10 protein-coding genes are annotated in these 11,949 nt (G+C 31.0%); 1 reads left to right on the top strand and 9 read right to left on the bottom strand.

The annotated features are described in order from the left end of the window. Nucleotides 1–4: 4 nt before the first annotated feature. From ACI48Q_RS13405 to ACI48Q_RS13390, 4 genes are all read right to left on the bottom strand, one after another. Nucleotides 5–1,138, bottom strand: coding sequence for a CDP-glycerol glycerophosphotransferase family protein (locus ACI48Q_RS13405; RefSeq protein ID WP_474919622.1), 1,134 nt, complete (start codon nucleotides 1,136–1,138; stop codon nucleotides 5–7). A gap of 75 nt (nucleotides 1,139–1,213) precedes the next feature. Beyond that, nucleotides 1,214–1,981 carry a DUF4422 domain-containing protein gene (locus ACI48Q_RS13400; RefSeq protein WP_474919621.1) on the bottom strand — a complete coding sequence of 256 codons (768 nt, stop codon included), beginning with the start codon at nucleotides 1,979–1,981 and terminating at the stop codon, nucleotides 1,214–1,216. Continuing rightward, complete coding sequence (gene glf / locus ACI48Q_RS13395) at nucleotides 1,981–3,087, bottom strand: UDP-galactopyranose mutase (RefSeq protein WP_474919620.1); 1,107 nt, start codon at nucleotides 3,085–3,087, stop codon at nucleotides 1,981–1,983. The genes ACI48Q_RS13400 and glf overlap by 1 nt, the downstream gene beginning before the upstream one ends. A gap of 155 nt (nucleotides 3,088–3,242) precedes the next feature. After that, the gene (locus ACI48Q_RS13390; RefSeq protein ID WP_474920180.1) at nucleotides 3,243–3,908 is read right to left on the bottom strand and encodes a sugar transferase; all 666 of its coding nucleotides are present in this window, start codon (nucleotides 3,906–3,908) and stop codon (nucleotides 3,243–3,245) included. 310 nt (nucleotides 3,909–4,218) lie between these two features. Between ACI48Q_RS13390 and galE the strand changes: the two genes are divergently transcribed. Then, entirely contained in the window at nucleotides 4,219–5,217 is a 999-nt protein-coding gene (gene galE, locus ACI48Q_RS13385; RefSeq protein WP_474919619.1) for a UDP-glucose 4-epimerase GalE, read from the top strand. Nucleotides 5,218–5,560: 343 nt separating this feature from the next. Here the strand turns inward: galE and ACI48Q_RS13380 are convergent, their stop codons facing one another. The 5 genes from ACI48Q_RS13380 to ACI48Q_RS13360 form a co-directional block, all read right to left on the bottom strand. After that, nucleotides 5,561–5,926: a four helix bundle protein gene (locus tag ACI48Q_RS13380; RefSeq protein WP_474919618.1), complete on the bottom strand. Its 366-nt coding sequence runs from the start codon at nucleotides 5,924–5,926 to the stop codon at nucleotides 5,561–5,563. Between the two features lie 240 nt (nucleotides 5,927–6,166). Next, nucleotides 6,167–7,897 (bottom strand): alginate O-acetyltransferase AlgX-related protein, encoded by a 1,731-nt coding sequence (locus ACI48Q_RS13375; protein WP_474919617.1) that lies wholly within the window; start codon nucleotides 7,895–7,897, stop codon nucleotides 6,167–6,169. Between the two features lie 15 nt (nucleotides 7,898–7,912). Beyond that, the gene (locus ACI48Q_RS13370; protein WP_474919616.1) at nucleotides 7,913–9,340 is read right to left on the bottom strand and encodes an MBOAT family O-acyltransferase; all 1,428 of its coding nucleotides are present in this window, start codon (nucleotides 9,338–9,340) and stop codon (nucleotides 7,913–7,915) included. A gap of 219 nt (nucleotides 9,341–9,559) precedes the next feature. Further along, on the bottom strand, nucleotides 9,560–11,017 hold the full coding sequence (locus ACI48Q_RS13365; protein ID WP_474919615.1) for a carbon starvation CstA family protein: 1,458 nt from the start codon (nucleotides 11,015–11,017) through the stop codon (nucleotides 9,560–9,562). Nucleotides 11,018–11,160: 143 nt separating this feature from the next. Beyond that, nucleotides 11,161–11,949, bottom strand: coding sequence for a LytR/AlgR family response regulator transcription factor (locus ACI48Q_RS13360; RefSeq protein ID WP_474919614.1), 789 nt, complete (start codon nucleotides 11,947–11,949; stop codon nucleotides 11,161–11,163).

Below are 11,949 nucleotides of genomic sequence, written 5' to 3'. Positions count from 1 at the left end.
AGAATTAAACTCTAGTGCTTAAAAAAAAGTTTATAAATCGTTCTGTGGATTTTCCATCCTTATATTGACAGAATTTCTCCCCAAATTCCTTTATTCTATCCATTGAGAAATTTTCTTTTTTTATACTGTCTATTACTTCCTCTGTAGTATAGATTATAGGCCCTGGCACAAATTCTTCATAAGGAAAATAAAAATCCCTTAATTCCTCTTTATATTTTTTATAATCATAGGCAAAAAATATCATAGGCTTATTTAATAAGGCATATTCGAATACCACCGAAGAATAGTCAGTGATTAATATATTACTTATTATCATTAAATCATTTATGTTATATGATTTTACATCTACCACAAAATCTTTTAATTCCTCTGGTACAGAATATTTATTTCTTATTATAGGATGTAGCCTCAATAGTACCTTATAGCCATCACCTAATTCTTTCCTCATTTTATGCAGATCTAAATTCATATGAAAATGTTCTTTTTCATCATCTCTAAAAGTCGGTGCATATAGTATTAGTTTCTTTCCACTGAACTGACTATCACTATTTAATAATCTTCCTCTAATAGTTTTTATATATCCTTCATTGAATAGTTGATCTGTTCTAGGAATTCCTAATGATAGTATTTTACTTTTCGGTACATTTAATGCTTTTGAATATATATCCTTTAAATTTTCACTACTTACAAGCAGGTAGTCTATGTTATCTCCATCTTTTTTAAATCTATCTATATCCTCTTGATTCTTAGCAGAATCTAAAGCAAATTTCTTAAAGGCACCTAAAGCATGCCATGTGTTTATCATTATAGTATCTTTTCTCTTATTTAAAAAATGATAATAATGATTATTAGTTATCCAATATTTAGATGTTGCTAAATAATATAGCTGACTAAGGGATCTTGTATGTATAATCTTTGTATTTTCCCCTATTTCTATATTTAATTCTACTCCCTTATTTATAGGAATAATGATCTCTAAGGGTAGTTTCTTATCCAATATATAGCTATATATTGAAAGAAGATTATCATAAAATCCTTTCCCATAATCACACTCTATAACTACTCTATTTTGCTTAACCTTTAATATACATAAAAGGTTATATACTATGCCTGAAAAGAAAAATATAATCTTTCTCATCTATTCCCCTCCAAAATTTGGGTGTACTTTCAAGTGTATTTGCATAATTCGTAATTACTCCTGAAGCCATTGTAATTATTTCCATTTTCTTTTTAAGAATTCTATGCTTTTTTTTACCCAATCTACTTTTTCCATATTTATGATAGATATCTCTTTAGACTTCAATTGATTTTTATTAAGCCAAACATTAAACAATCTTTCACTGAGAAATCCATATACTCTACTTTGATAATTATTATATTTAGAGATATCTATTTCCTTTTCTAACCTAAATAATATATCAAATAACCATTCACTGTAATTATCAAAATCACTCTTACTCATTATAAACATATTGTAAAGGTGAAGCTTCGTTCCTGACATAACCTGATTGAAGCTATTTATGTAATCAGGATGATATTCTCTTATTATTTCCTCTACCTTATTCAAATCTTCTATATGATGAGCGTTCTCATAGTGAGATTTAATTGTTTCTATATAATAATTTCTCATTTTAGGAAGTATTACCTTGTATTCCTTAACTAAGTCTTTTATTTCATTCTCACTAAGTAACAAAGAAAATTTAGCCTCATTATTTCCTATTCTCTTTATAAGTGATTTATTTGAAAAATATCTTCTATAATGGCATAATCCTATATAATCACATTCCAAGTTTTTATATGCCCAATATAAACCAGTAAGCTCGCAATAATTGGGATTCTTCACTGAAATATTATCCCCTGTATTATCTCCTATATACCCTAAATCTTGCTTACCTTCCCTTCCCACATGAAGAGGTATATATATTTTTTCTTCTGGCATCTTATATTTCTTGTGGGTAGCTACAAGTATTTTTATATCCATTACTCTATAAACTCCTCTTTGACTTTATCTAGTGCTGCTCTTATTACATTGTGCATGTCATAATATTTATAATCTCCAAGTCTTCCTCCAAAAATAATCTTTTTCTCATTTTCAGTCATTGATTTATATTTTTCATAAATCTTTAAATTTCTCTCGTCTAGAACTGGGTAATATGGCTCATCACCACTCTCCCACTCCTTTGGATACTCCTTAGTTATTAAAGTGCCTTTTTGAGTGCCAAATTCAAAGTGCTTATGTTCTATTATCCTTGTATATGGGGTTTCCCTATCTGTATAGTTTACCACTGCATTTCCTTGATAATTCTCTAACTCTAAAAATTGATTTTCAAATTTAAGAGTCCTATATTCCAAAACTCCATGCTCATAATTATAAAACTCATCAATCATTCCAGTAAAAAGAACCTTTTCACACATATCTTCTAGCTCTTTTCTATGCTGAAAAAAATCCACATTAACTCTTACGTCACACTTCTCTAATAGCTTGTCTATTAACTTGTTATATCCACCTATTGGAATTCCCTGATATTTATCATTGAAATAGTTATTATCATAGGTAAATCTAACAGGAATCCTTTTTATTATAAAAGGGGGAAGATCTTTGCAGTCCCTTTCCCATTGTTTTTCTGTATATCCCTTTATAAGCTTTTCATATATATCTGTACCAACAAGTGATATAGCTTGTTCCTCTAAATTTTCTGGAACCTTACCTTGAAGAATACTCTTCTGTTCTTCTATCTTTTCTTTTGCCTCTTTAGGCGTTATTACTCCCCATAATTTATTAAAAGTGTTCATATTAAAGGGCAAATTATATAGCTCACCTTTGTAATTAGCTATAGGAGAGTTAGTAAATCTATTAAAATCAACAAGAGCATTCACATACTCCCATACCTCATCATCACTGGTATGAAAAATGTGTGCTCCATAGGTATGTATATTAATTCCCTCAAAATTTTCACAATATATATTTCCACCTAAATGGTTTCTTTTATCTATTACTAAACATTTTTTTCCCTTTTTAGTAGCTTCGTAGGCAAATACTGAACCATACAGTCCTGCACCAACTATTAGATAATCATAGTTTTTCATTTTAAGTTCTCCCCTTCTTCTTTGTATTGAACCACTAAACATCCCTGAAGCTATAGTACTGTCTTTTTTCTAGATAGCACTTAATCAACTTTTATACACTGTTGGGCTATATTAATTCGCTCAAATTCTTTTAATTCTTAACTATAGTCTATTGATTATCTAGCCCCTTCTCTCTTGAACACCGCTATAAATGTTTTGAATATAATTTTTATATCCATCCATATACTTCTATTATCTATATAATCCATATCTAATTGGACTCTTTCATCATATGTAGTATCACTCCTACCATTGGCTTGCCAATTTCCCGTTAACCCTGGTTTAACGGTTAGAAGCTTAGCTCCATATTTTCCATAGAGTTCTATTTCTTTTTCAACTATAGGTCTTGGTCCAACTATTGAAAGCTCTCCTTTTAGTATATTAACTAACTGTGGTAATTCATCTAAACTTGTTTTTCTTAAAATGTTCCCCATTTTAGTTATTCTAGGATCATCTTCAAGCTTGAAGTTTTTCTCAAACTCTTCCTTTTGCTCTGGAGTTAAATTTCTTAGCATTTCCTCTGCATTAATCACCATGCTTCTAAATTTATATATCTTTATAATGTTACCCTTGTACCCTAATCTAGCATGAGAAAAAAATACTGGTCCCCTTGAATCTATCTTAACTAATATAAATAAAATTAAGAATACTGGACTAAGTAATATTAACCCAACAATAGAGCCTACTATATCCATTATCCTTTTTGTAAAATTATATACTACTTTTTCTTTTACTTCCTCATTTACTTGCTCACTTATATCCTGTGCGTTTAATTGCGCCATCACAGAAAAACCTCCTTAATTTATATCGTATTTAATTGTATACGCCAGTTATGCTATAATTAATACATTCTTATTGATATATAACAAATTAATTATATCATAAGCCATAATTAGTGTAAATTTAATACCCTAAGTTGATTTTGGAATAATTTTGTAGCTATCTAAGGATATATACGTAAATATCTTATAATAAATCTACTAGAAAGGCTATTTAAATTTAAAATTATTTAAAATCTTATCAAATTGTTAACTAATTTTTGAAGAAAATTAATATTTTATTATAATGTTTTTGTAGAAAGGAATGAATTACATGAGTATTTTAGTTTGTGGAGGTGCTGGATATATTGGCAGCCACATGGTAGCAGAACTTTTAGAAACTGGAAAAGAAGTTATAATACTGGACAATTTGGAAAAAGGTCATTTAGAAAGTCTTCTTGGCGGGAAATTTTATAAAGGTGATTTGAGGGATTCCTCAATACTAGATAAAATTTTCGAAGAAAATTCTATAGAAGCAGTTATTGATTTTGCTGCTCACTCCTATGTAGGAGAAAGTATGACAGAACCTCTAAAATACTTTAATAATAATGTATATGGAACTATAAACTTACTTGAAGCCATGAAAAGACATGACGTCAAATATATTGTATTTTCTTCTACTGCAGCTACATATGGAGAGCCTGAAAATATTCCTATTTTAGAAGGAGACAAAACCCTGCCAATAAATCCTTACGGTGAATCTAAACTAATGATAGAAAAGGTTTTAAGATGGTGTGATGAGGCTTACGGTATAAAATATACAGCTCTTAGATATTTTAATGCTGCTGGAGCCCATATTAGTGGTAAAATCGGAGAAGACCACACTCCAGAAACCCACTTAATTCCTCTTATCTTGGAGGTAGCACTAGGAAAAAGAGCTAGTATTAAAATGTTTGGAGATGACTATGGAACAGAGGATGGAACCTGTGTAAGAGACTATGTTCACGTTTCTGACTTGGCTAAGGCTCATACCCTTGCTTTAGAAAGACTTATGAGAGGTGAACCTAGTGCAATTTATAACCTTGGAAATAATAAAGGTTTCTCTGTGAAGGAAGTAATTGAAGCAGCTAGAAATGTTACTAATCATCCAATCCCTGCGGAGGTAGCTCCACGAAGAGAAGGTGACCCCGCTGTTTTAGTAGCCTCTTCTGAAAAAGCTATTAAAGAGCTTGGATGGACCCCTAAATTTAACTCTCTAGAAACAATAATTGAAACTGCATGGAGATTTCATGAAAATCACCCGAAGGGTTATTCAAGCGAAGTTTTTAGGTAAGGAGCTCACGAAGTTCGCAGGGAAGGGCAACCGGAGGTTGCAGGGAAGTGTTCACTGCGTTCACAGGGAAGGAGAACCCTTCGGTTTCGGGGAAATGCTCGCTTTGCTCGTGGTAAGGTGTGCCAAGGCACAGAGAAGGGCAACCGGAGGTTGCAGAGAAGGAGCTCACTTTGTTCGCAGAGAAGGGCAACCAGAGGTTGCAGGTAAGTGTTCACTGCGTTCACAGGTAAGAAGAACCCTTCGGTTTCGGGGAAATGCTCGCTTTGTTCGTGGTAAGAGGTTCTATGCGTTCGTAGGTAATTTTTAAGATAAATAAAAAACTCCATTTTAAAGTGGAGTTTTTTTATTTATCTTCTTTACTATCATTTGCTTTTGTTGTCTTTATTGCCTTTGATAATATTTTACACATTGAATGACAATCACTATGTAAGTTTTCGATAGTTTTAATATTTACCTTGTTCATGTATTTAATTAATTCTAACCAGTAAAGAGTTTCATTACATTCTTTTATTGCAATATACAACTTATGAATGAAATCCTTTTTACTTTCTGCATATCTCGCTTCTCTTATATTTGCACCAATGCTTGTTGCTGACTTCAAAAATTGTTTAGATAACACATATTCATTATCCATAATTAAAATATTATAAACATCTATAGCTTTAATTGAAAAATCAATGCTCTTATCTAACATAATAGACTTACTCATACAACTCACTCCCTGTGATTATTATACGGTAAGTCTATCCATATTTTAACATCTGTAATCAAAGTAAATAAATAAAACACTGCCATTAACAAATGCCCTCTTACCTGTCACGCAGTGACTCCTTACCCACGAACGAAGTGAGTCCTTCCCTGCGACCAAAGGGAGCTCCTTCTCTGCAACCTCTGGTTGCCCTTCTCTACGAACAAAGTGAGCTCCTTACCTATTCGCAAAGCGAATCTACTATTTCAACTTTGGATTATCAGTAAGTAAAAACTCTAAATTTCTTTCTACTATTTGATGTATTACTATATCTGGATTTGATTGTTCTACTAGAGTAGTATTAAAGCCTGGATCCCATTGATATACTGAATGACTAAAATGCTCTCCTACAAATGGTATTAGTTTTACTCCGAAAGAGTCCCTAAACATTAGTAATCTTGGAAGAGATTTGTCTGGATTATCAAGAATAGCTCCTTGCAATAACTTATAATTATGATCAGTGTTAATCATATCTCTTGCTTTTCTTTCTTCCTTTGGTTGTACTAGTATATGCTCTTCTGGAAATTCATTTGGTAAACTTAGCATATTAGCTAAGTCTCCTCCACCAATCTCTTTATAATTCTTTACTATATCAAATTCATCTAAACTTTTAGGCTTAATCTCAGGCAGATATTTATTTACTTCATTCATTAACACTTCATAGCCAAAGTAAGCTCCATATTCATTCCAATGAGTATCTGTTTTATCATATAGTCTTTCTATAGATTTTTTACTTTTTAATTCCTCTCTTACATCCACTACATGTAAATCTGAGTTCTCATTTAAATAATCTAATAATTGATCTAATCTGGTTTCTTCACTTATTTTCTTGTATCTATCATCATAATACTCTGGGTAAATACTCTCTTTATCTGGAGTTATCATAAGTATGAAAGGAATCCCCTTAGCTTCAAGATAATCTCTTCTTTCTTCAAGATTCGTTTTTATCTTTAAAAGCTCTTCATCGGTGAATTTAATTATTCCTCTATATAAGTCAGGTACATTTTTATCTCCTTCAGTACCATAATATAACCATCCATCCTTACCCATCACTACCTTTTCAGTAGAAGTGGTTTTTAATAGTTTTACATCTATATAACTATTTAATCTTATTAAAAGATTTCTAAGTCCAAAGTTATTATCATAATAATTTTCTATTTTCTTTACTAAAAGGTTTACTCCTTGAAGACTTTCGTTATACTCTAGAGCGCCATTTCCACCTTTTTCTGTATTAGGACCATCACTCATACCTGATAGTTTAAACATATTAGGAGCATATAATATTAATAGAAAAATGGCAACAAACGCAAATTTACTTGGTGCAACCTTATTACTTATTAAATAATAATAAAATTTCATTGCACAGAAAGATGCAATTATAGTGAATATGACTATAGTCATAAGTGTATTTGTATTCAAAGGTGTATTATCTATTATTTCTCCCATTTTATCTGTAGATACATAAGCATCCACATCCTTAGGCTTTACATATAATACGCCATCCTTCACCTCTAGACTCTCTATATGAGATGAAACCTCAGTGGTAAAAGTATCTTTTATTTCTTGAGCTGAAAGCTCTAATGTTTTAAATGGAGTCTTTATTATTAAAGCCTTCACTTTTACTACTTGTTTATTATATCCAAAGTGAATTTTTAATCCTTCTATTGAAGGTGAGTTCAACTCAAATTTTACTCTCCTAAACCCAACTGCTCTAGGCAACTCAACTCTAGCTGCCATGACATCATTATATAATGGCTGTTCTTCATTAGTATAAAACATTGAAAACAGATTTTGCTCATCGTGTTGAGTAAGCATCTGAACCTTTACTACAGAGCCAAAAGCACTCTTATACAAAACCACTATCCCTACGAAAAATACTATATTTACTATTATATAAGACATAATTCTAAGTAATTTATTTTTAGTATTCATATTATCACCTCATTCCTAAAATCTAAAATAGATAAATGGATTATAAGTAGAACCTGCTAAGGCTATAAGACATACTACAAATAGAGCTAATGCTCCTATGTTAACTACTACATCATATCCATAGATTTTAGGTGATATTTTATCTGATAGCTCTTTGCACCATTTTAATATTGGTATACTGAATACTATAGCTAGTACTAATATAAGTATGGCTTTAGGATCTAAGAATAAGGATAAATTATATAAATCTGTAGATGGATTGAATATAAACATATTTTTTAGATATTCTAATGCCAAAGTTAAGTTTGCCGCTCTAAAGAATACCCATCCAACAAGAATTACTATCAATGCATATAAATGCTTTATAGGTGACCATAGTTTGTCTATAAATTTTCCAAAACTAGTTCTTTCTAAGGTTATAAACATTCCATGATAAGCTCCCCAAAATATAAAATTCCAGCTAGCTCCATGCCAAAGCCCTGACAATAAAAATACTAGCATTTGATTTATATAGGACCTTGCTTTTCCTTTACGATTTCCACCTAGTGGTATGTATAAATAGTCTCTAAACCAGCTGGTTAAAGAAATATGCCATCTTTTCCAGAATTCTTTTATAGATTTTGATATATATGGATAATTAAAGTTCTCTAAGAATGTAAATCCAAAAACTCTTCCAAGTCCTATTGCCATATCTGAATATCCTGAGAAATCAAAATATATTTGAAGGGTATAGCATATAATTCCAAGCCACGCCACAGTAGTTGGCATACCTTCTGTTTGAGTAGCAAATATCTTATCTGCCATAAGACCCATTTGATTCGCTATGATAATTTTCTTAGCAAATCCCACAACAAATCTTCTTAATCCATAGCATATTTTATCTATGGTGATTTCTCTTTGTTCTATTTCTTCTGCAACTTGACTATATCTTACAATAGGTCCCGCTATAAGTTGTGGAAATAATGCTTTATAAAGAGCTAAGTTGAAAATATTCTTCTGTACCTTAGCATCATCCCTATAAACGTCAATAACATAGGATAGCCCTTGAAAAGTGAAAAAAGAAATGCCTATAGGTAAATGTATATTTCCTATGGTTATAGTAAGTCCTGGTCCTATTATTGAAGTAAGTGCATTAACATTATCAACTATAAAATTTCCATATTTGAAAACTGCCAATAGCCCTAAGTTACACACTGTACCTATTATTAAGGCTGCCTTCTTTTTAGCTTTATCTTCTCTATATTTATCAACCATCAACCCTGCGCAATAGTTAATAACTATAGATACAATCATTATAATTATATATTTTGGTTCACCCCATGCGTAAAAGAAAAGACTAGCTAGAAGTAGTAATCCATTTCTTAATTCTTTCCTTATTAAAAAATATGAGGTTATCACCAAGGGTAGAAACAAAAATACAAAAATTGCGGATGTAAAAACCATGTAATCTCTCTCCCTTAAATAAACTAATCTATTGAGAATATACCCAATAAGAATAATATTATCAACTATTTTTAGGTAATGCAATAGTATTTAGGTTAAGTTTATTTTAAACTAGAGAGCAATAATATGTAGTTCTAAAATCAACAGTCATTTAAAACAGAGCTATATATAAAAAAAACTAACTGATTAGAATAACCAGCTAGTTTTTAGTCTTATAATTTAATTTTTAGTAATTGACTCCTTTACCTTGCTGACTTTTTCTGGAGTATTTAAGCTTTTTTTCTTATTTGATGCGTATAGGAAAATTACTAAAGCTGCAATAGCTGATATTATACCCATAGGATAAGCTATAGCTGTGGCAAGTTTAAAGCCTTCTGGTGCTACTAATATATATGTGACTGAAACTGCTGTCATAAAAGTTGCAGGTATAGTTACAAACCAATGAGACTTCTTAATATAAACCATATACATTGCTCCAGTCCATAGTACAATAGTGGCTAAAGTTTGATTTGACCATGCAAAGTATCTCCATATTATATTAAAATCTATAAATGTTAATGCATAAGCTATTATAAATAACGGTAGACTTAAGGCTATTCTACTCTTAATTTTTTCTTGCTTAATATTCATAAAATCTGCTATGGTTAATCTAGCACTTCTGAAAGCTGTGTCTCCTGAAGTTACAGGACACGCTATAACTCCTAATATAGCAAGTACTCCTCCTACCTTTCCTAATAATGAAGTAGATATTACATGTACGACTCCAGCTTGTCCCCCTTGCTCTGCTAAGGCCGTTGCTAAGCCACCTGTTCCATTAAAGAAAGTCATAGCAGCTGCTGCCCAAATTAGAGCAACAATACCTTCTGCTATCATTGCACCAAAGAAAGATGCTCTTCCTTGCTTTTCATTTTCTATACACCTAGCCATCATAGGTGATTGAGTAGCGTGGAATCCTGAAATTGCTCCACAAGCGATAGTTACAAACATCAATGGCCATATAGGTAAATTACTTGGGTGTAAATTTTGAAGAGTTATTTCTGGTATAGTAAAATCTCCAAGTAAAATTCCCCCTCCTACTCCTACTGCCATTATTAGTAAACATACTCCAAATATAGGATATATCTTACCAATGATTTTATCTATAGGAAGTATAGTTGCTAAAATATAGTAAACAAGTATTACGTATAACCAAAAAGTTTTGTCTAAGCTTGCTGGCGTTAAACTTGCCAAAAGTGATGCTGGTCCTGTCATAAATACTGTTCCAACTAACACTAATAAAATAACAGAAAAGCCTCTCATAAATTGTTTAAAGCCATTTCCAAGATATTTTCCTACAACTTCTGGTATACTAGTTCCATCATGACGAAGAGATAGCATCCCCGAGAAGTAATCATGTACTCCTCCTGCAAAAATACATCCAAACACTATCCATAAAAATGCAACAGGTCCCCATAGTGCTCCAGAAATGGCTCCAAAAATTGGACCTAATCCTGCAATATTGAGAAATTGTATTAGAAAAATTTTAAATGGTGGAAGTTTAACAAAATCCACTCCATCTTCAAGTCTTATGGCTGGTGTAACACGATTTTCGTCCATACCAAACATTTTCTCTGTAAATTTACCATAGACAAAATAACTAATGACTAATAATGCTATAGAAGCTAAAAAAGATATCATATAAATCCCCCTTACTCATATGAATATATCCCTTAAAATTTACTTTATTATACAACAAATATAAATATATACATATGTTTTAAGGGTGAACATACAAAAATACCTGCTGAAGTGTAAAAAACTAAGCTGAAAAGCATTTCATATTATGACTTAAGGCCTAGCTCTATTTTTAAATCCTTAACTTTATTTCTACTTACTGGTATTTCAGTATTTTCATCATCACTCATAACTATTTTAAAATTATAGTTAAAAAGAGCATAACACTCCTTTATATAATTTATATTTATAATAAAACTCCTATGAACCCTGAAAAAACCTGTTTTTTCATCTATTTCATTGAGGGTAAAAGATGTTAAATACTCTACGCTCTTTGTTTTTACATAAGTACAATCATTTAAGGAAAAACAAAAATATATCTCATCCATATCTAAAAATATGGTTCTTCCGTATAATTTACATGGGAATTTTTTCAATCTATTCTTATCTTTTTCTATATGCCGAATTAATTCCTGAACCTTGGCTTCAAGATGATCTTCTTCTATCCTATGTCTATTGCTTTTATTTTCATAATATCTATATACTTTGTTTATAGCTAAATCTATTCTTCTCTTATCAAAGGGCTTTAATATGTAATCTACAGCTTCTAATTCAAAGGCTTTTATAGCATAATTATCATAAGAAGTTATGAAGATGATTATCCCTTTAAAATCCATTTCTCTTAATCTCTCTGCAACCTGTATTCCATTAATACCAGGAATGTTTATATCTATAAGAAGCAAATCTACTTTATTATTTTTTAGATAATTAAGTGCATCCTCTCCATTAGATTGGTGAGACATAATCTGTATTCTTTCAAAATCTTTAAGCATATATAAAAGTTCATCTTTAACTGGTATCTCGTCTTCCACAATCAAACAATGTATTATATCCAT

Source organism: Clostridium sp. LXY-7 (assembly GCF_056172015.1).
This window is presented reverse-complemented; position numbering and strand designations above follow the sequence as displayed.

Coding starts and splice junctions, on each gene's coding strand:
- ACI48Q_RS13405 (WP_474919622.1), bottom strand. CDS start 1,138: ATGAGAAAGATTATATTTTTCTTTTCAGGCATAGTATATAACCTTTTA.
- ACI48Q_RS13400 (WP_474919621.1), bottom strand. CDS start 1,981: ATGGATATAAAAATACTTGTAGCTACCCACAAGAAATATAAGATGCCA.
- glf (WP_474919620.1), bottom strand. CDS start 3,087: ATGAAAAACTATGATTATCTAATAGTTGGTGCAGGACTGTATGGTTCA.
- ACI48Q_RS13390 (WP_474920180.1), bottom strand. CDS start 3,908: ATGGCGCAATTAAACGCACAGGATATAAGTGAGCAAGTAAATGAGGAA.
- galE (WP_474919619.1), top strand. CDS start 4,219: ATGAGTATTTTAGTTTGTGGAGGTGCTGGATATATTGGCAGCCACATG.
- ACI48Q_RS13380 (WP_474919618.1), bottom strand. CDS start 5,926: ATGAGTAAGTCTATTATGTTAGATAAGAGCATTGATTTTTCAATTAAA.
- ACI48Q_RS13375 (WP_474919617.1), bottom strand. CDS start 7,897: ATGAATACTAAAAATAAATTACTTAGAATTATGTCTTATATAATAGTA.
- ACI48Q_RS13370 (WP_474919616.1), bottom strand. CDS start 9,340: ATGGTTTTTACATCCGCAATTTTTGTATTTTTGTTTCTACCCTTGGTG.
- ACI48Q_RS13365 (WP_474919615.1), bottom strand. CDS start 11,017: ATGATATCTTTTTTAGCTTCTATAGCATTATTAGTCATTAGTTATTTT.
- ACI48Q_RS13360 (WP_474919614.1), bottom strand. CDS start 11,949: ATGGATATAATACATTGTTTGATTGTGGAAGACGAGATACCAGTTAAA.